Origin of the sequence: Leptonema illini DSM 21528 (assembly GCF_000243335.1) — a bacterium.
Classification (GTDB): domain Bacteria; phylum Spirochaetota; class Leptospiria; order Leptospirales; family Leptonemataceae; genus Leptonema; species Leptonema illini.
Genome location: NZ_JH597773.1, coordinates 1,035,041 through 1,054,855, shown reverse-complemented (window position 1 = coordinate 1,054,855; position 19,815 = coordinate 1,035,041). Strand labels below are relative to the sequence as shown.

The window sequence follows — 19,815 nt, the reverse complement described above, 5'->3', positions numbered from 1 at the left end:
GAGAAGATGTTTGAAAAATCGGACAACAAAAGAGGTGATTCCGTGATTCGAGAAACTTTCCGCAAGCAGGGATTTCGCATCCTGCTTTCGCTATCAGCGATTCTGCTTCTCTCCGTCGGCTGCTCTAAGGGCGAGGCGAATAAGAAGCTCTACGTATATAACTGGTCCGAGTATATGCCCGACGAGGTCATCGCCGAATTCGAGAAAGAGACGGGCATCGACGTCGTCTATGACGTCTATTCTTCGAACGAAGAGATGTACGCGAAGATCAAGGCCGGCGGCGGCGGCTATGATATCGCCTTCCCGTCGTCGGACTATGCAAAGATCATGATCGGCGAGGGCATGTTACAGAAGGTCGATCGCTCGAAGCTCGACAATATGAAGCATCTTGATCCCGATTTTCTGGCAAAGATGACCTTCGATCCGCAGCACGACTATGCCGTTCCGTATGCGATGGGCGCCGTCGGCATCGCCGTGAACACGAAGTATGTGAAAGATTTTCCGCGCAGCTTCGACATCTTCAAAATGGAGAAGTATAAGAATCGCATGACGTTACTTGACGACATGCGTGAGATCATCTCGTCTGCGCTGCTGATTCACGGCTACGATCAGGGCTCGACAGATCCGGAGGCTCTGAGGAAGGCGAAAGAAGAGGCCCTTGCCTGGAAGAAGAACATCCTGCGTTTTGATTCCGAAGGCTTCGGCAAGGCCTTCGCCTCTGAAGAATACTGGGTCGCTCACGGGTACGCAGAGAATATCAACTCCGAACTGTCAGACGAACAGAAGAAGCACTTCGTCTACTTCATTCCTGAAAAAGGCGCCATGATGGCCATCGACAGCATGGTTCTTCTGAAAGACGCAAAGAACGTCGAAGCGGCCCATCGCTTCATGAACTTCATCATGCGCCCGGAAGTGTATGTTAAAATCGTCGAGCATTTCAATATGCCGTCGATCAACGTCGAGGCCCGCAAGCTGAAGTCCATCCCCGATCTGTATCCGATTGAGGAGCTGAAGCGAGCCACCGTGCTTGAAGATATCGGCGACGCTGTTCAGGTGCATAACAAGATCTGGGAAGAGATCAAGCTCGCCCGATAATCAACTTTAACGAAAGGCCTGTCTAAAAGTCGGAAAGACAACCGTCGGGAAGACGGGCCTTTTATCTATCCATCGACATCAGCTGCCGCCATCGTTATGAAAGAAGTTATCCTGCCTTATACCGTACCCTATGCCGATACCGATCAGATGTCGGTCGTTTATTATGCGAACTACTTCGTGTATTTCGAGCGCTTGCGCAACGAACTTATTCGCAGCTCGGGCCGCAGCTACAGGGAGATCGAGGCATCCGGACTGCGCTTTCCCGTAATCGAGGCGCATTGCGAGTATTTCAAATCCGCTCTTTATGATGATCGCATCGAGATCCGCGGCCGAATCGCCGTCGTCGAAGGCGGACGCTTTCGCGTCGATTACAGGGTGATGCGCGGCGAGGAAGTGCTCGTTACGGGCCATACGTGGCATCTGTGCATCAGCCACGAAGGCCGTCCGAGACGCCTTCCTCCCGACATACTGAAGTTAGCCGCCGAGCAGGCGTAGGGCTGTCAGGGCAGAGCGAACTCGCCCACAAGCGGCAGATGATCCGAGATTTTCAGCGTGTCATGCTGGCGCACATAATAACGGTTCATCTTGAAACCGTCATAGAAAAGATAGTCGATCGTACGATCCGGCCCCGAGGCGATGGGGTTATTCGGGTAAGCCGTAAAGTACTTCGCCCTGTCTTTTCCCGTTAACTGTTCGATGGTGGCGCCTGGCGCAAAATCTTTGAACAGCGGAGCGATCTCCGTTTCGTCGTTATAATACACCTGCACGCTTGCATGCAGTTCGGTACGCGCGAAATCCGGCGGCAGCAGGTTGAAATCGCCGCCGATGACAAACGGAATACCCTGTGCCTTCAGATCTGAAAGGATGCCATGAATGCGATCGATCTGATCCTGCATCGTCGTCGTCCCCTGGGCGAAGGCGTCCGTATGCGTATTGAGGAAGGCCGCTTCTTTTTTCGCTTCTTTGCCGGTGGTCGGAATACGAACCTCGAGCACGGCACGCTTAAAGTTAAAAAGCTTCACGACGAAGTTATCGGGAATCGTCGGCAGCTGATGCCGGATCGCCTTGCTCATCTGATAGCGGCTGATCGTCGACAGCTTCATACCCGTAGCTCCGCGAATGTGAGGATGCGGCGTAAAGGTCGACTTCATATAGAAGGCCGAGGCATGACAGGGATACCTGTCTGTAAGAAGACCGAGCACATCGGCAAGCTGATCGCGATAGTCGGTCTTCGAGGCGCCATCGTCGAGCTCTTGCAGAAGGATAACGTCGGGCCTTTCGTCGTTGATGATGCGAGCGACTTCGAGCGTCGTTTTCTCGATTTCTTCGTGAGAAGGCCGTTCATCGGGGCCCGATCCATCGGGCAGATCATAGAAGAAGACGTAGGATTTGCCGGCCATATACTGCACGTTCCAGCTCATCACCTTGAGCGGCCGACCGTCCCACTGCGGAGCGTCAGCGGCGCAGCTGACCGTCTCTTCCTGCGTCTCAGCCGGATGCAGCGTCGTGAGTCGGGCCCACGTGTACAGGCCGGCGAAAAGGATCAGTAAAAAACTGATGATGGACAGAGCGATACGTTTCATGAAATTGCCTCAGCTGGTGCCGAACCTATTCACGTTACCGTAAACGGAAACAAAAAAATCGTTTCGCCCGCGCGTGAATTTACAGGTTCTGTCCCGATGGCGAGCTACAGTCGCAGAGAGCGCGTTGGCACGGCAGATTTTGCAACCGTTCGCTAATCCCTCGGCAATTTCATAGAGAAGAACCATGAGAATACTGCATTCATCGGACTGGCATCTTGGCCGTCGCCTGTATGGCTTTCATCTGCTTGAAGATCAGGCCTATGTGCTTGAACAGTTTACCCGCATGGCCGCCGATACGAAGCCCGATCTCATCGTGCTTGCCGGCGATCTTTATGACATCGCCAATCCGCCCGCCGAATCCATCCGACTCATGAACGACGTCATCAACCGGCTTGTGCTTGATCTAAAGAAGCGCGTGCTTGTGATCTCGGGAAATCACGATAGCGCCGATCGCATCGGTTTTGCCTCACGCCTGCTTGAAGAGTCGGGGCTGCTCATGGTGGGGGATCTTTCGCGTATCGGATCGCCTTTGCGATTGAAAGACGAACACGGAACAGTCGCCTTTCATCCGCTTCCTTTTGTTGAATCGGGGGCGATCGAGGCCTATCTCGACAGGGTAGCGCCGGGCAGAGAGCCCGTGCTGTATGGAGCCGCCATGGGAGCGCTTCTGGATCACATACGTCGCGGCTTTCGCAAGAAAGAGCGCAACGTCCTGATCGCACACCTTGCCGTCGTCGGCGCCGCCCCCACCGAATCGGAGCGCGAGATCGGCGCCACCGGCATCATGGATGCCAGTCTCTTCTATGACTTCGATTATGTGGCGCTCGGCCACCTGCATCGGCCGCAGAGCATCGGCGACCGCATTCGGTATTCGGGCTCACTTCTGCGTTATTCAGAGTCCGAGGCGGGGCAGCAGAAATCGGCGTCGCTGGTTACGATCGACGGTGCCGGCGCCGTAACGATCGATGCGCTTCCCTTTTCGCCTCGTCGCGAGCTTCATGTGCTTGAAGGCAGCTACTTCGATCTGCGCGAGCGTATTCCCGAAGGTGTGAACACCGGGGACTATATCTTCTTTCGATTTACAGAAAGCGTTCCCGAGCCCGACGCCGACGTTCATCTGCGAAAGCGTTATCCGAATTTTATGAATCTGCGCTGGGCGCAGACCTCTGTGGGATCGCAAGATCTGCCTCTAATCCAGGAAGAGCGCATGAGCGACATCGAGTTGTTCCGATCGTTCTACGAATACACGATGGGCGAGCAGATCGACGAAGAACAGAACGGCCTTCTTGTCGCGGCGTTCGACCGACTGTCGCAAAGCGAGGATGCATGAGACCTCTTGTTTTGAAGATGACGGCCTTCGGGCCCTATGTCCATGAACAGATCGTCGATTTCGGCGAACTGAAAGGCCGCAACTTCTTTCTCATTCATGGTCCGACGGGATCGGGCAAGACCTCGCTGCTTGACGCTATGTGTTTCGCGCTGTACGGACGCAGCACGGGCATGCGCGATACTTACAGGTCGCATCATGCCGACGATAAGACGCTGACCTCGGTCGTCTTTGAGTTCACGCTGGGCGAACGCCGCTTTCGCGCAGAGCGTCGTATGACGAAAGGAGGAAACGTAGTTCCGAAGCTGGAAGAATGGAAGGACGGCGGCTACGAGATCATCGTCGAACGCAAGGATTTTTCGGATCATATCAAGTCCCTTCTTGGGTTTGACGTCGAGCAGTTCCGGCAGGTCGTCATGCTTCCTCAGGGGCAGTTCTCGCGTTTCTTACTTGCAAGCAGTAAAGATAAAGAAGCGATTCTGAAAACGCTTTTTGGCACGGACCGCTACGAACAGATCACAGCTTTCTTAAAAGAGCAGGCACAGAGTGAGAATGCCCGTTATACGGCCATCGAGAGCTCGCGCACGACTCTGTTAACGGGGCAGGGCGCCACTTCGCTTGAAGAGCTTGAGGCCCGCGAGCCGATCCTTGCCGCCGAGCTGGAGCGCCTGCAACAGGAAGAATCTCAGCTTGCCGTCAGACAGAAAGAGCTGAATCTCAGGCTGACATCGGCCGAAGCCCTGCATCAGATCTTTCTCGAATATGATTCGGTGGCCGAGCAGCTTGAGCGCTGCAGATCTGATGAAATACATCGCAATCGCGATGATGCACGACTTCAGGAGGCCGAGAAGGCCGTCAGGTTGCAGCCTGCGTTTGAGCGCATTCAGGAGATGGAGCGAAGCCTGTTCTCTCAGAGTGAGCAGCTGAAAAAGATAGGTGCCGAGCGCGAAGGCCTTGTGAATCGCCTTCAGACGTTACAGGAAGAGAACCGACGCATGGCCGACGCTGCGCCCGATCGCGAGAATCGCCGCCGCCGCATCGAAGAGCTGCAACGCATCCTGCCTGAATGGGAGCGCTTCGAGGGCGAACGGCGCCGTCTTCGTGAAGCGACAGAACAGATCGAGACGATCAAGCGCACGCTTGAAGGAGCGATCGCAAAACGAGAGGCGGGTCGCCAGGCCCTGGAGCGCATCGACGGAGAGTTAGCCGAATTGCGTGCGCCTGCAGCGTCACGGCCTCTTCGCGAGCAGGCGCTCGTCGACTGGGAACGATTGATGCGGTTGCATGCGTCCTTCGAACAATCTCGCCAGAGACTGGAGGCGCTTGAGGCCGAACTGGCTGCATCAAAAGAGGCCGCTTTAAAAACAGCCCTTGACGAAACGGCGCGTTCGATTCACGCTCTTGAAGAAGAGCAGAAGAAAGCGCAGGCAGCCGTGCTTGCCGGCAGTCTTGTTCCGGGCGAGCCCTGTCCGGTCTGCGGCTCCGAGCACCATCCGGCTCCGGCCGTGCCATCGGCCGCTCATGACGATGATTCGCTTCTGACGCTTCGTGAGCGTTTTGACGCCCTGCGTGCCGAGCATGACGCATGTTCGCGCAAAAAGCATGCCGATCAAAAAGAGGTGCAGCTGCTTCAGGAACGTATTGCCGAGTTGAAGGCAGAACTCGGTCCGTTGGCCCTGGCGAGTGAAGACGAGCGTCGGGTCGAAGTTAAAGAAAGACAGGAACATCTGCGCCTGGCCATCGATGCGGAGCGCCGGGAAGCGCAGATCCAGGCGGAACGTAACGCTCTGCTCGCTTCGCAAAAATCTCTTGAAAGCGAGACGGAGCGTCTGCGCGAGATGCAGCTTCTGCTTTCTGAAGAGTTGAGCAAGCTCTCTGCCTCCGTTGCCGGGCGAGAGCAGCTGTTTCGTTCTGTTGGCAGTATTGAGGGAGCAGAGAGAAAAGATGGCATCAGTAACATCACGAAAGAACTGGAGCGTCTTCTTGCAGATGAGCAATCCGATCAGAAGCGACTGACTCAACTGCAAAGCGACTATGAAAGGGCCGTACGCGAAGAGGCATCTACTTCGGCCACGCTGCGTTCGCTTCAGGAGCGTCATGCCGAAGAATCGATAGCGCTTGAGAAACAGCGTCATGCCTTTCGTTCTCTGCTTGAAGAATCAGGCTGGCAGAGTGAAGAGCAGTTTCTTGCTGCGGCCATGCCAGTCGAAGAAAGAGAATTACTCAAGCAGAAGATCAGACGGTACGACGCGCAGCGTCAGGGCCTGGAGTCTCGCTTCAGCGAGCTTGCAGAGAAGACAGCACAGAAAGAACGCCCCGACCTGGGCATCCTCAAAGAAGAGAATCAAAGGCTACAGGAAAGCCAGAGTCGTCTGCATACTGAGAAAGGGGCCTTTGTCGAACGGCAGATGAATCTGCTACGCGCCATCGAAGCGGTGCGCGAACTCGATCGCGATCAGGAAAGCCTGCGCAGACGAAGAGAGCTCTGGAAAGGGTTAGCCGATGCCGCATCGGGCGCATCGGGTAGAAGGATCACATTGCAGCGTTATGTGCTTGCCTATCGACTGGAAGAGGTTCTGGGTAACGCCTCGGAGCGCCTGCGTCGTATGACACAGGGACGCTATTCACTGCGCAGATCGCAGGAAAGCGACGACCTGCGACAGACGTTCGGACTTGATCTCGTTGTGTACGATCATCGCACGGGTAAGCTGCGTCCCGTCTCTTCGCTTTCGGGTGGAGAGAGCTTTCTCGCCTCGCTTGCTCTGGCGCTTGCCCTTTCTTCGGTCGTCCAGTCGCGCACGGGCGGCATCCGACTTGATACGATTCTCATCGATGAAGGCTTCGGATCTCTTGATCCTGAAGCCCTTGATCTTGCGCTTTCGACTTTGAAGCAGCTTCAAGAAGGCGGACGTCTTGTCGGAGTCATCTCGCACGTCGAAGAGATACGCCAGCAGGTGGAGGCCCGTATCGAAGTCCTGCCAGGGCCGACGGGCAGCCGACTGCGCTGGCATCTGTAACGCAGCTTTACAGTTCCGGGAATCCGGTTAAACGGGGATGGGCGATTGCGCGGAGCAGCCTGACCTTGAAGAGGCGGTTTTAGGACAGGCTCCAAAATTTGACTTGCTGAAAATGAGACATAATCCAGCCTGTACAACCTGTTGGGGCCGATCAGGCTTCTGACAGTACAGATATATCGATGAAGGCTTCCTCTTCCATTAAAGAAATGACAGGCGTCGATCTGTTCTCGCTTCCCGCGCAACCGGTGGAAGGCGAGAATCCGGTATTTGTAGCCGCAAGAGGAAGCGATCTGCCGGCGCTTGTTTATCTGGCCCATCGCATACGTCTCAGTCATAGCTACGACAAGCTCAGCAGTCTTTCGAATTCGCGAACGCGTCTTCTTCCTCATCAGATTGAGGCGACGCATCGCGTCTGTTCGGCTCTGCGACCTCGCTTTCTTCTCGCCGATGAAGTCGGCCTCGGTAAGACGATCGAGGCCGGTCTGGTTATGAAGGAGCTGATGCTGCGTAAAGGTTACCGACGCATCCTCGTCACCACGCCGGCGACACTTACGATTCAATGGCAGAATGAGATGCGTACGCGGTTCAATGAAGAGTTCCTCGTCATGAACCGGGGGAACTTCAATTCCGTTATGGCGCAGGCAGCGAAGTCCGAGTCCATCCGCATCATCACGTCGATCGACTTCATCAAGAACGAGAAGTACAACGAAAAGATCTTAAAGATGCCGTGGGATATGGCCGTCTTCGACGAGGCGCATCGCCTGCGTCGCGACGACAACAAGATCACACAGGGATATCAATTCGCCGATCAGATCGCCTCGCGTGTCGACGCCCTTCTTCTGTTAAGCGCCACGCCTTTTCGCGGCAAGCTTGAAGAGCTTTATTATCTGATTCATCTGCTCGATCCGCATCTGCTCGGTCCGAAGCATTCTTTCTATAACGAATACGTCATTCCGTCGCGCAACGGCGAAAGCGTCGAGCAGCTGCGAACGAAGCTCGAAAAGATCCTGATTCGCCGCCGCAAGGTAGAGGTGGGCGGATTCACGCGTCGCATCGCCCGCACGGTGCGTTTCGATCTCAGCCCCGAAGAGCGCGCCTTCTATGACGCGACGACGGAATATGTGAAGCGCGAATACAACATCGCCATGTCCGAGAAGAACAGGGCCGTCGGATTCGTGATGATCGTCTTCCAGAAGCTGCTGGATTCGTCGACGCGGGCCCTTCTGCGCGCTCTGGAAAAGCGCAAGGCCATGCTTGAGATGCGCATGCATCGTACCGCTTCGTTCGCCGAGCGTCTTGTGCAGGAAGAAGACGACTTCATGGATTCGCTCGATTCGATCGAAGACGAAGAGTATTTAGTCGAACTGGCCGAAGAGCTGGGCGGCGACGACCGCTCCGTTTTGCAGAAGAACCTGAACGATTTTCGCAAAGAGATCCTCACGCTTTCGCGATTGATCCAGCTCGGACGCCGGATTCGCGTGGACCGCAAGGTCGTGAAGCTGAAAGAGGCCGTCGATCAACTGCGCAAGAAAGGACACAAGAAGTTCATTATCTTCACGCAGTTCCGCACGACGCAGGAGTATCTGGCCGAGGCCCTTGAGGGCTATCGCGTCGTGCAGTTCCACGGCTCCTTGAACGTAAAACAGAAAGAGGATGCCATCGAAACGTTCAAGCGCGACGACGAGGTGCTGATCTGCACCGAGGCCGGCGGCGAAGGGCGAAATCTGCAGTTTGCCGACATCCTCGTGAACTATGATCTTCCGTGGTCGCCTCTGAAGATCGAGCAGCGTATCGGCAGGATCCACCGTTTCGGGCAGAAGAACGACTGCCTGATTCTGAACTTCTGCACACGCGATACGGTCGCCGAGCGCGTCATCGAGGTGCTTGAACAGAAGATCCGTCTTTTTGAGGAGTCGATAGGGCCCTCCGACATGCTGCTTGGCACCGTCGAAGACGATCTGCGCTTCTCGCGCAGTCTCATGGACTTTATCTCGGGCCGCATCGGCAAGAATGACTTCGACGAAGGCCTTGAAGAGCGCGTCAGCAGGGCCCGGGACTCGTATAATCTGTTGAATCAGCTTGTCGCTCCGCGTTTCGTCGACTTTAATCTCAATGATTACTATCGCTATACAAGACGGGAGCGACGTCTGGATAACGGCCTTATCGAAGACCTCGTTCTGCGTTTCTTGAAGATCGTTCCGGAGGGCCGGTTCCGTCTTGAACGCCTGCGCGAGGTCGAGCTGCTGCCCGACGATCGCGAGCAGGAGATCGTCAGGGCCGAGCAGGCCGAACAGGCCTCCCGGAAGGGTCGCCGCCAGATCGAAGAACGTCGCGAAACGTGCACCGTCTACCGCCTGCACGATCTGCACACAGAGGCCTCAGAAGAGGCGACCTTCGACTCGGACTATGCCCTTCAGAACGAGCGACTTGTCTTTCTGGCCGCCGGGCATCCGCTGATCGAACAGGCCATCGACTATTTCATGCATCATCCGGAGCGCCGCACACAGTTAACCGTAAAGCGTCGTCGCGGTCTGCAGCCCGGCCTTTATCTGACCTGGGTGATTCACTATCGCTCTGGGTTGCAGTTCACCGATCTTGCGATGAGCTTTCGTCCGGCCGGAGGATCAGACGGTCTGCCCGATGCAGAGCCTGCGATTACGATTCTCGATCGTCTTCCCTTCGAAGACGATGAGCGACTGTTGCCCGAGATGCTCGCTGTGCATCCGGCAGAGATCGAGGCATGTCGCAAGATCGTGAGCGAGCATGCGCTTCAGCGCGGACAGGAAGTGCGTCGGGAACGGAACGGGCTTTTTCGAAGCGAAGAATCGAAGATCGAGATCAGCTTCGGTAAAAAGATTCGCCAGCTTGAAGAGAAGAAGGATATCGAGCGTATGCGCGCATCCCAGAATCCCGTTCCGGAGCGAAAGGCGGTGCTGACTCGCACCGAGAACGAGCTTATCAAGGTGCGCCAGGAGATGCAGCTACAGCTCTCGCAGTTGAAGGCCGAGTCCCGCATTGAGTTTGATCTGGAGCTTTTACAGATCTACGTTGTCGTTTAATCGTCGATTCGGCTCTGCCTCTCCCTTTCTATCAGCAGCTTCTTTCGCTCTACGCCCCATCGGTATCCCGATATGGATCCGTCCGAGCGCAATACGCGATGGCAGGGGATAACGACGGCATGACGGTTCGCCGCGCAGGCTCCGGCGACGGCGCGGACGGCATCGGGCGATCCGATACGGCGGGCGAGGTCGGCATAGCTGATCGTCGTGCCGGGCGAGAGCGTCTGCAATTCCTGCCAGACCCTCCGTTGAAAGACCGTTCCTTGCAGATCCAGCGGCAGCGAAAAGATGCGGCCGGGATGCTCGATATGCGACGTAACGGCGCGCAGGCGATCGGATAACGATTCTGTATCTTCGGTGATGCCGGCGGCTGGAAACATGGCGGTCAGTTCCCGTCTCAGAATATCGTCATGATCGGCAAACAGAACGGCGCAGATGCCGCGATCGCTTTCAGCGATCAGGATACGGCCGAGAGAACATTGGCCGGTCGCGTAGCGAATAACGACACCATCGCCGCCGTTTCTGTATTTTGTCGGCAACATGCCTGTCGTGCGATCGGAATCCGAATAGAAGCGACTGCCGGCATTATATCCGCTCTGATAAAGCGCATCGGTGACCGAACGGCTTTTCGGTAGTTCGGATCGCAGGCGTTCGCGACGACGTCCGTTCGCATACTGACGAGGCGTCAGGCCCGTCCGCTCGCGGAAAAGTCTGTGAAGATGATAAGGGCTGATGGCGCATCTCTGAGAGAGCTCATTTAACGTCGGAATATGTTCGCAGCCGTCGATGTAGCGACAGAGTGAGGCGATGATGTTGTCGTTCTTCGTACCGGAGGACGCATCGTCGGGACGGCAACGCTTGCAGGGCCTGAATCCGGCCCGCCTGGCCATTTCAATCGTGTCAAAGAAGACGACGTTCTCGCGACGGGCAAGCTTCGACGGACATCTCGGGCGGCAGTAGATCTTCGTCGTCTTCACACCGTAAAAGAAGCCCGGCTCGAGCAAGGCGGGATTAAGTGGAACGGCGAGGCCTGAAGTGCTTGCATCGGGCACATGGCTCCGCCTCGATACAAGCACATTCCAGCGTTCTTCTGCGAGTGTTTTCAGTGATGCTGTGTCAGCCGTCATACATAGTAGTTAGCATGACCCGGGAGCCGTTGCACCACGATTCTTGCTTTGAAATCCGAAATTGTGATAACCGAACAGGTGAAAATTGACTTGAAAGTCAATCTGGATCGATAAAAAGTGCCCGTCAATCACTCAGATACTCTAAAATATAAAGGATTTCTTATGCAAACCTATTCGTATTCCGGCAGCGATGCCAGCAACGGCCCTCTGGCCGGCGTTCGTGTTCTTGATCTTTCCATGCTGCTTCCAGGGCCGCTCTGCTCCATGCATCTCGCCGATCTGGGCGCCGAGGTGATCAAGGTGGAGCATCCCGTCGCCATCGACGGAACAAGGCGTATGGGCCCCGTATTGCGAGGCAACGGAGAAGAAACAAACGCCTATTTCTATGTCGTTAACCGCAACAAAAAGGCGATCACTCTGAACTACAAGCGACCGGAAGGACAGGAGCTGCTGCTCAAGCTCCTGGAGACGGCCGATGTTCTGCTCGAAGGTTTTCGACCCGGAATGATGGACGATCTCGGCCTGGGTTATACGGCGCTAAAAGAGCGCTTTCCCCGTTTGATCTATTGCGCCATCTCGGGTTATGGAACGACCGGGCCCGATCGCGATAAGGCCGGGCATGACGCGAATTATCTGGCGGGCACAGGCGTTCTGCATATTACGGGCACGGAAGAGGATCCTGTACTGCCGGGCATTCAGGTCGCCGATATCGCCGGTGGAACACTGCTTGCTCTTTCCGGTATCTTAGCCGCTCTCTATGCACGAGAGCGCACAGGCCGCGGTAACTTCGTCGATACGGGGATGATGGACGGAGCCTTCAGCATGCTCACGCTGCATGCCGGCGAGTATCTGGCGACGGGACGCAACCCCGAGCGCAGCAAGATGCAGCTGAGCCGGCTTCTGCCTAACTATCAGATCTATCGCGTGAAGGACGGTCGCCATGTCGTTCTGGCCGCTCTTGAAGGTCAGTTCTTTCAGGTCTTTCTGCGTCAGATCGGTCGTGAGGAGCTGTTGAAGCGAACTGCGGATGGCGATTATGAAGGAGTGCGTACCGAACTGGCCGCCTTCTTTGCCGAAAAAACCTACGCCGATCTACAGCCTATCTTCGATCATACCGATACCTGTCTGTCGCCGATTCTTACGATAGAGGAGGCGTTCGCCAATCCGCAGTTACACGATCGCGATGCCATCGTAGAGCTGGAAGATCGACGTCTGGGGAAGATCAGAGTTCCTGGCTCACCCTTTCATTTAAAAGAAACGCCCGTCAGCTATCGGCTTGCTCCGCCCGACGTCGGCGAGCACAACGCCGCCGTTTACGGAGCGCTGGGTCTTGATGCGGCCAGACTTGAGGAGTTAAAGAAGAAGCGGATTCTGTAAGACCCTGCGGCGAGATGTAGCCCTGATATGTCAGGGAATCCGTTCGGCCGCCGGCTTGCTCCGCTCTTAAATCACTTGCCTGTACAGGGATTTTGATAATCTTGTTTCTACAGTGGCTCTCTTCCACAGGGAGCTCCTGTGGGAGGACTAGTATGCCCGGTGCAGGCTCGCAGGAATACACCAAGCTCACAGACGATACGGATTTTCAAATCAACGCCGAAGACCTGAGAGACGGCTTCTCGGCCGAAGAGATGTTCGCCGGCCAGACCGGTCTGACCTACAAAGATTTCATCGTATTGCCCGGCTTTATCGATTTCCATCCATCTGAAGTGGATCTGGACACGCAGCTTACTCGTGACCTCCGCATTAAAAAGCCTCTGATCTCTTCGCCCATGGATACGGTCACCGAAGACCGTATGGCCATCGCCATGGCGCTGACGGGCGGCATCGGTATTATCCACTACAATAACACGATTGAACAGCAGCGTGATCTTATCTTGAAAGTGAAGCGCTTTAAAAACGGCTTTATCACCGATCCGATCGTGCTCTCGCCCCGAAATACTATCGAAGACGTTTATACGATCAAGGCACGCTTCGGATTCTCGGGCATTCCGATTACCGAAGACGGAACGCGCAACGGCAAACTGATCGGTATCGTCACGAACCGCGACGTCGACCTCGAGAAAGACCGCACTCTCACGCTCGATCGGGTGATGACAAAGGACCTTGTTACGGTGCGCGAAGGCATCCCGCTTGCCGAAGCGAACGAGATATTGAAAAGCTCTAAAAAAGGAAAGCTGCCCATCGTGAACGAGAAGGGCCAGCTTGTTTCGCTTATCTGTCGTACCGATATCAAGAAGCATCGTGAATATCCCGACGCGTCGAAGGATTCGCAGAAGCGGCTCATGGTCGGCGCCGCGATCTCGACGAAGCTTGAGGCCCGTGATCGACTGGAAGCGTTAATCGAAGCCGGTGTGGACGTCGTTGTCGTGGATTCGGCTCAGGGTAATTCTCATTATCAGATCGAGCTGCTTCAGTACATGAAGAAGCATTATCCCGAAGTGCAGATCATCGCCGGCAACGTCGTGACGATGGATCAGTGTTACAATCTCATCAAAGCCGGCGCCGATGCGCTGCGTATCGGTATGGGACCCGGTTCGATCTGTATCACGCAGGATACGATGGCTGTGGGCCGTGCGCAGGCGACGGCCGTATATCAGACGGCGAAATTCGCACGTCGCTACAACGTTCCGGTCATTGCCGACGGCGGCATTTCGAACATCGGCGATATCGCCGTCGCCCTTGCTATCGGAGCATCGACGACGATGATGGGCTCTATGTTTGCCGGAACGTCTGAAGCGCCCGGCGAGTATTTCTACGAGAACGGCGTCCGACTGAAGCGGTATCGCGGTATGGCCTCGCTTGAGGCGATGGAAGCAGGCGGCGCAAAGCGTTATTTCTCTGAGGATCTTGATATCAAGGTAGCGCAGGGAGTAACGGGCGCCGTCGTCGATAAAGGCTCCATGTTCCAGTATGTTCCTTATCTCGTACAGGGCCTGAAGCAATCCTTTCAGGATATGGGCGTGAAAAGCATCCCCGAGCTGCATGAGCAGATGGCGCAGGGCAAGGTGCGCTTTGAAAGGCGATCGCTATCGGCACAGGCACAGGGAACGGTGCACGGATTGTATTCGTATACGTCTCCGGTCGTCGGTGCCTCTCGACGAGAAAAGTGAGAGGCTTAAGCGCTCAATCTGCTCCGGGCAAGAGGAGTTTTGAGCCTCGTATTACGCCTTTTCGCTCGTCGCATGTGTCGGGCCTTACTTAATTGAAGTTGCTCGGAGTCGCAAGCCTCCGGGACGCCGTCGGCATCCCGCCCGGGACGCTTCAAGAGAAGGCCATGGACTACGAACGCTTTAAAGAAATCAATGATACCCGTCTGAACTATCGTGAGATGGACGATGCCACCGTCGTCTCATCATATCGCAATACAGGCTGCGGCGACGGATACAGGCTTTATCTGAAAATCGATTCCGATCGCGTCGTCGACGCCAGCTATACGACGACGGGCTGTGGCTTCGGCCTGGCCGCCCTTGCCATGGCCACCGAATGGGCCAGAGGAAGGTCGGTCGAAGAGGTCGAGCGCATCACCGCCGCCGACGTTGAGGGTATGTTTGAATTCCCCGAGCGGCGCAAGAATTATCCCGAATCGGCCGTCGAGGCCATGCAAAAGGCCATCGCCGATTTTCGTAACGGAACGGGCATCAGCGCCGACGATCGTGTGTCGCGTACCGTCGCTCTACAGAAGCTGAAAGAGCAGGGTCATCTGCGCGGTGAGAAGCTGACGCAGGTCATCCTCGAAGGAGAGGATCTGCGAGGCGTCGATTTTGAGGGCGCCAATCTACAGAATGCCTTCTTGCAGAATGCGAATCTTGAAGGCGCAAATCTGCGCGGCGCCCGGTTACGCGGCGCCTTCCTTAATAGCTGTAATCTCAAGAATGCCGACCTGCGCGAGGCCGATCTGCGCTGGGCAAAGCTGGCTGGGGCGCAGGTGGACGGCGCTCAGTTTGACGGAGCCCTTTATGATGTCGGCACACGTCTCGACCAGAGGCAGGTGCATCTGTACAGGGTCATGAAGCAGGAAGGAAAGACACTCTACACCGAGCAGGCGGGCAGGGTCTGATTGGGTATCAAAAAAACCTTGTTTTCAATTGGAGCAGAGAAGAATGGGGTCCAGCGTGTCATTTGAACCCGGCGAACAGCGATTTTTGAAAAAACCGACCTTTCTCTTCAAGGGGATTTTTGTCCTGCAGGGCAGCCCCGTTCTGATTCAGAAGGTAGAGGGTGAGTCGATCCATGTTCTCTACAGAGATAAAGAGGGGTTCGAGCACGTGATTCCGGGCTTGAAGAAAGAAGATCTCGAATGATAGAAGTTTTGATCAGGAACTCTCGTGATATCCTCATCCGTCCTCTTGAAGACATCCGCATGGAGAATGCGCATGATTTTTACGACGAGTTGCTGGCTCTCGAAGATGTTTCTGGCACAAATGTCTATCTCGATTTCTCGCGAGTTCAGTTTGTCGACAGCTCCGGCATCGGAATCCTCATCAAATCTTCGGAGCTGCTTCGTAACGGGCTGGGCAGTCTGAACCTTGTCGGCCTCAATCGGTCGCTTCATTCCGTATTCAAGCTTGCCGGTCTCTTTCAGATTTTCCGCGTGATTGAGGTCGCCGATCTCAAGAAAGTCTTCTCAGAAGAGGAGCTTCGACCTTTTTTTTGAGCTTCGATAAAGCCGCTTGACTTAGCTCTCTATGAAGCGGTAGCGTACTGCCCATGGATTTTCGCGTTTCTCTCCGCAGCCTTATCGTCCTCATCGTATTGTTTTTTCTTGCTTCGTGCTCATCGGCCTTTTACAAAAAGCAGGCAATCTACAAATCTGAGCGGGTCTACGTTTACACACTTGCCGAGGCCGACTATCCCGATGACGACGAGATTCGTCCGCTGTTGAAGCCGGTGAAGCCGCTGCCGGCCGGTTCGACAGAAGGACTGCTCAGCCTGTTTACGTATTTGCGAGTCGAGAAAAAAGGGCTGATCGGCGCCAGCACGTATCCGGTTTTCTACAAGGCGCAGCTGGCCGAGATCGCTCCGGTATTGAAAGATGTGATCGAGGCCGGGCAGCCGCATGTGCGCTATCTGCTTGTAACAAGGTTCGATCCGTTTAATACGGTGCTTTCGAAGATGCGTCGTAATACGATGCTTTTCTGGACCGATGGCGAGAACGTACATCTTGTATTCGGCGAAATTCACACCGAGCTACTGGGCGACGACTTCATCAACGATGATAAGTGGATCGATGTGCAGCCGGTCAATCTGCGGAAGGCTCCGGAAGATACGCGTCTTCTCGATAGTACGCTCTATTCGTTTGAGAAAGTGGGCGATTTCACGCACCTGACGCATATCGTCATTCCCGAAAAAGAGATGCTGGCATTGAAACCCGATCCGCGGTTTATGCGATCCGACACGGCCGAGAAGCCTTCGCCTGAAAAGAGTCCAGACGGGAAGCCGGGTGAAATGAAGGGCGATGTCGCCGAGCGCTTGAAGAAACTCGAGCAGCTGAAGGCGTCAGGCGTCATTACAGAGAAGGAATACGAAGAGCAGCGCAAGCGCATCCTGTCAGAGCTTTAATCCTGCTCCGTAATAGATACTGTGCGAGAGGCGAAGGCGCTTTTAGAGAGCGTCGCCGCGCATATCATACGGCCGCACGTCAAAAACAGGCTGACGCATTATAATATAGGTACTGCGCTCCGCCTGCCGCAGATCGGGTTCGATATTCCATCCGACGAAGTCGACGTAGCTCATTTCAGATAAACGTTGCGGTCGAAATACAAGCTTACCGCGAAGATCGGCATGCCATTCCTGAAAGCCGTAGTTGTCGGCCCTTCCCATAAGAACGCGATGCGTCTTACCGCGCCGATCGACAAACAGGGCATAGACGGTCTCTGCGCCGCGAAATCCTTCAAGGCGCAGATGGATTGAGGTCGTGAAGCCGTGCAGGCGAAGAGGCTTCTTCAGGCGCAGGGTTACGGCCGTGCGTGCGCGAAAGATGAGTCCGAGCGATCGTTCGCCCTCTTGATCCTGCTCGATATTAAAAAGGTGAGCGTATTTGAAAGGCCCCCGTCCCGGTTGAACGGTGTAGCTTTCCGCTGCAAGCGTCGCCTCATCGCTGAACGGTCGTGCCTCCATCGTTGAGAAGGCCATGAGAAACAGGGCGGGCAGTGCGAAAAACATCCGGCCTGAAAAGGCCATCCCTGTCAGAGCGGCCAGGCTCTGTCGTTTTTTTTCCATTTTTTTATTTCCGTTCGATCACTTTCGCACCTTTACAGGCATGAGTCTGCTTCATCTTTACAGCCCTTCGCTCTGCTCTATCTGCGAAATCGAAATAGAGAACACCGGCCTCTGCCCATCCTGCCGTCTTCGCCTGCAAAGGCTTGATGGGCAAGGACGATGTGCAACCTGTTTTTCGCGGCTGGACGACGGATGCTCGTTCTGCTCGAGCCGTAACGTCTTCTTTGATACGTACAGGGCCCTGTACGCTCTTGATGAAACGACGGCGCCGCTGATACGTAAACTGAAATTCGAGAACGAGCGCTGGCTGATCCGCCTTTTTACCGACGCCATCTGTGACGTTATGTCGTCGATGCAAGTGCGGCGCATCGGATGGATCTCGTCGGGCAAGCTTGCACACCGGATTCGCCCCTATCAACCCGTCGCCGATCTGGCTCAATACGCATCGAAAAGAGCGGGCGTCGCATGCGGCGCCGATATCATGAAGATCAAGCGCGCAAAGCAATCTGCTGCGCGATATGAGAATCGTTTTTTTGACCTTCCGCGTTCGTTACGCTTGACAGCATCCTTTGAGAAAGTAGACCATTATCTGCTGCTCGAAGACATTTTCACCACCGGCGCAACGGCGAACGAATCGGCTCGCCTGTTGAAAAGGGCCGGAGTGAAAGAGGTGCATGTCATCTCGCTCTTCCAGAGACAGAGGGACGGGCTGGTATGGACTCCATCTCAAGAAACCGAAAGGGAGACGTCGACATTCTCACAGTGAAGGGCAACATCCAGCATACGGATAGCCCCGTATTTGAGAAGGAGCTTGAGCGTACTCTGGAGCAGGGCAGTCGTCTCATCGTTCTCGATCTGACGGCCGTTCAGCATATATGCTCTTCGGCGCTTGGTGCCCTTATCTCTGTAAAGCGACGCATTCGCCGTCACGAAGGAGACGTAAGAATCGTTACGACGGCTGGCGACGTCCTTCGCGTGTTGCAGATCACTCTGCTTGACCGCGTCTTTCTCGTATTTGATAACCTTGACGCAGCCGTGCATTCTTATCAGGTAAGAGGGCAGGGACATGAAACTCCCTGAGCTCAGACGAAGCGGCATCCTCATCGCCACCGGCAACGCCCATAAGATACGCGAGCTCGAAGAGATGCTTTCTGAATTTGCCATCCCCGTTCGCACGCCGGCCTCTATCGGCCTCAGCCTTGATGTGGAGGAAACGGGAAACACCTTCGCCGAAAACGCCGCCCTGAAGGCGCGTGCTTTCTGCGAGGCAGCGGGCATTCCCGTTCTTGCCGACGATTCCGGCCTCGTCGTCGATGCGTTGAACGGCGAACCGGGCGTGAAAAGCGCTCGCTATGGCGGCGAAGGCCTGGACGACACCGGACGTCTGAGGCTGCTGCTTGAAAAAATGCACGGAGTCGCCTCGCATCTCAGGCAGGCACGCTTCGTCTGCACGCTTGCTTTCCTGACTCCGGACGACGAGATACGTTATTACGAAGGCGTTGCCGAAGGCCGCATCCTTCTCGAGCCCGAAGGCATCGGCGGCTTTGGCTATGACCCGGTTTTCGAAGATCTGATCACCGGTCGTAGCTACGCCTCTCTTTCGGCAGAGGAGAAAAACGAGCGATCGCATCGCGGGCGAGCGTTGAAGTCGTTTCTGGCGGATTTGCAGAGACTGTAGAACGCCTCATTCCCTCTCTCTTCCCCGCGATGGCGCACTCCTGCGCCAGGCGGGGCGCTCCGCGTCCTGCTCCGCTGTCGAGAGGGAATGAGGCGTTTGGTTTTTGTTGGACGGGAGGTTTGATTAAGTGGTCAGTGATGTTTCTTGGAGGCTTCAGATCGAGCCACATAGTGAAAATGGGATCTATAGATGTTCAGATTTGAAAAGGAAATTCAAATGGGTAACCGTCTGGAACTCATTTCCGGGAAAGTTGGGCAAACTCTCTGGCAGCTTCAGGTGCTCGAAGAAGTCATTGCAAAGTTTTTTGTTCTTGTTGTTCAGGCAAAACAAGGAATGGGTAGAGAGGATGTCGAGGTCAAGATTGGTTCAGCTCTGAAAGGTACGTTCGGTTCAACAATTAAGGAGCTTATCAAAGAACAAAAGATGCCTGAAGCGCTGGAACCGAGATTTAAGCATCTTCTCGCAGAACGAAACTGGCTGGTTCATCGATCAAGATCTGATAGCAAGGATGCAGTTCTTACTGATAAAGGCTGCCGTGATCTAATTGTGCGGCTTGATGCCATTGCTGAGGAAACCACCATGCTTCTGGAACATGTCGTTGTTGAGGCGGATGCTTTCGTCCAGAGTCATGGTGTGAAAACCGAAAATATTGATGAATCCGTCAAGAGAACCATGGAACAATGGTTTGACAAAATCGAGCCATAATCGTT

At 55.0% G+C, this 19,815-nt stretch carries 18 protein-coding genes; 15 read left to right on the top strand and 3 right to left on the bottom strand.

Features of this window, described 5'->3' with window-relative positions:
* Positions 1-42 precede the first annotated feature (42 nt).
* Positions 43-1,095 carry an extracellular solute-binding protein gene (locus LEPIL_RS04775; RefSeq protein WP_211208612.1) on the top strand — a complete coding sequence of 351 codons (1,053 nt, stop codon included), beginning with the start codon at positions 43-45 and terminating at the stop codon, positions 1,093-1,095.
* A gap of 96 nt (positions 1,096-1,191) precedes the next feature.
* On the top strand, positions 1,192-1,590 hold the full coding sequence (locus LEPIL_RS04770; protein WP_002770503.1) for an acyl-CoA thioesterase: 399 nt from the start codon (positions 1,192-1,194) through the stop codon (positions 1,588-1,590).
* A gap of 5 nt (positions 1,591-1,595) precedes the next feature.
* Here the strand turns inward: LEPIL_RS04770 and LEPIL_RS04765 are convergent, their stop codons facing one another.
* Positions 1,596-2,678 (bottom strand): endonuclease/exonuclease/phosphatase family protein, encoded by a 1,083-nt coding sequence (locus LEPIL_RS04765; protein ID WP_002770502.1) that lies wholly within the window; start codon positions 2,676-2,678, stop codon positions 1,596-1,598.
* A gap of 184 nt (positions 2,679-2,862) precedes the next feature.
* On the opposite strand from LEPIL_RS04765, the gene LEPIL_RS04760 reads away from it, so the two are divergent.
* The 3 genes from LEPIL_RS04760 to LEPIL_RS04750 all read left to right on the top strand — a co-directional run bounded on the left by LEPIL_RS04760 (position 2,863) and on the right by LEPIL_RS04750 (position 10,081).
* Positions 2,863-4,008 carry an exonuclease SbcCD subunit D gene (locus LEPIL_RS04760; RefSeq protein ID WP_002770500.1) on the top strand — a complete coding sequence of 382 codons (1,146 nt, stop codon included), beginning with the start codon at positions 2,863-2,865 and terminating at the stop codon, positions 4,006-4,008.
* The gene (locus LEPIL_RS04755) at positions 4,005-7,022 is read left to right on the top strand and encodes an SbcC/MukB-like Walker B domain-containing protein (RefSeq protein WP_002770498.1); all 3,018 of its coding nucleotides are present in this window, start codon (positions 4,005-4,007) and stop codon (positions 7,020-7,022) included. Before LEPIL_RS04760 ends, LEPIL_RS04755 begins: the two co-directional genes overlap by 4 nt.
* Positions 7,023-7,201: 179 nt before the next feature.
* Entirely contained in the window at positions 7,202-10,081 is a 2,880-nt protein-coding gene (locus LEPIL_RS04750; RefSeq protein WP_002770496.1) for a DEAD/DEAH box helicase, read from the top strand.
* Here the strand turns inward: LEPIL_RS04750 and ada are convergent.
* A complete protein-coding gene (gene ada / locus LEPIL_RS04745; protein WP_002770494.1) occupies positions 10,078-11,208 on the bottom strand; it encodes a bifunctional DNA-binding transcriptional regulator/O6-methylguanine-DNA methyltransferase Ada in 1,131 nt (376 codons plus the stop codon). The genes LEPIL_RS04750 and ada overlap by 4 nt on opposite strands.
* Positions 11,209-11,370: 162 nt before the next feature.
* Between ada and LEPIL_RS04740 the strand changes: the two genes are divergently transcribed.
* The 6 genes from LEPIL_RS04740 (at position 11,371) to LEPIL_RS04715 (ending at position 16,767) form a co-directional block, all read left to right on the top strand.
* Positions 11,371-12,585 carry a CaiB/BaiF CoA transferase family protein gene (locus tag LEPIL_RS04740; RefSeq protein ID WP_002770493.1) on the top strand — a complete coding sequence of 405 codons (1,215 nt, stop codon included), beginning with the start codon at positions 11,371-11,373 and terminating at the stop codon, positions 12,583-12,585.
* 251 nt (positions 12,586-12,836) lie between these two features.
* Entirely contained in the window at positions 12,837-14,318 is a 1,482-nt protein-coding gene (guaB, locus tag LEPIL_RS04735) for an IMP dehydrogenase (RefSeq protein ID WP_052608476.1), read from the top strand.
* 164 nt (positions 14,319-14,482) lie between these two features.
* A complete protein-coding gene (locus tag LEPIL_RS04730; protein ID WP_002770483.1) occupies positions 14,483-15,265 on the top strand; it encodes a pentapeptide repeat-containing protein in 783 nt (260 codons plus the stop codon).
* 55 nt (positions 15,266-15,320) lie between these two features.
* Positions 15,321-15,509, top strand: a complete 189-nt coding sequence (locus LEPIL_RS04725; protein WP_245826839.1) for a hypothetical protein — start codon at positions 15,321-15,323, stop codon at positions 15,507-15,509.
* Positions 15,506-15,862, top strand: a complete 357-nt coding sequence (locus LEPIL_RS04720) for an STAS domain-containing protein (protein WP_002770479.1) — start codon at positions 15,506-15,508, stop codon at positions 15,860-15,862. Before LEPIL_RS04725 ends, LEPIL_RS04720 begins: the two co-directional genes overlap by 4 nt.
* 53 nt (positions 15,863-15,915) lie before the next feature.
* Positions 15,916-16,767 carry an SHOCT domain-containing protein gene (locus LEPIL_RS04715; RefSeq protein ID WP_002770478.1) on the top strand — a complete coding sequence of 284 codons (852 nt, stop codon included), beginning with the start codon at positions 15,916-15,918 and terminating at the stop codon, positions 16,765-16,767.
* A gap of 42 nt (positions 16,768-16,809) precedes the next feature.
* Here LEPIL_RS04715 and LEPIL_RS04710 read toward each other — a convergent pair whose 3' ends face one another.
* Entirely contained in the window at positions 16,810-17,427 is a 618-nt protein-coding gene (locus LEPIL_RS04710; protein ID WP_002770477.1) for a hypothetical protein, read from the bottom strand.
* A 40-nt stretch (positions 17,428-17,467) separates the two neighbouring features.
* Between LEPIL_RS04710 and LEPIL_RS21630 the strand changes: the two genes are divergently transcribed.
* From LEPIL_RS21630 to LEPIL_RS04690, 4 genes are all read left to right on the top strand, one after another.
* Positions 17,468-18,193, top strand: a complete 726-nt coding sequence (locus LEPIL_RS21630; protein WP_002770476.1) for a ComF family protein — start codon at positions 17,468-17,470, stop codon at positions 18,191-18,193.
* Entirely contained in the window at positions 18,142-18,507 is a 366-nt protein-coding gene (locus LEPIL_RS04700; protein WP_002770475.1) for an STAS domain-containing protein, read from the top strand. The genes LEPIL_RS21630 and LEPIL_RS04700 overlap by 52 nt, the downstream gene beginning before the upstream one ends.
* Entirely contained in the window at positions 18,494-19,105 is a 612-nt protein-coding gene (gene rdgB / locus LEPIL_RS04695) for an RdgB/HAM1 family non-canonical purine NTP pyrophosphatase (protein WP_002770474.1), read from the top strand. The genes LEPIL_RS04700 and rdgB overlap by 14 nt, the downstream gene beginning before the upstream one ends.
* Before the next feature lie 189 nt (positions 19,106-19,294).
* Complete coding sequence (locus LEPIL_RS04690; protein ID WP_040918300.1) at positions 19,295-19,810, top strand: hypothetical protein; 516 nt, start codon at positions 19,295-19,297, stop codon at positions 19,808-19,810.
* Positions 19,811-19,815: the final 5 nt, after the last annotated feature.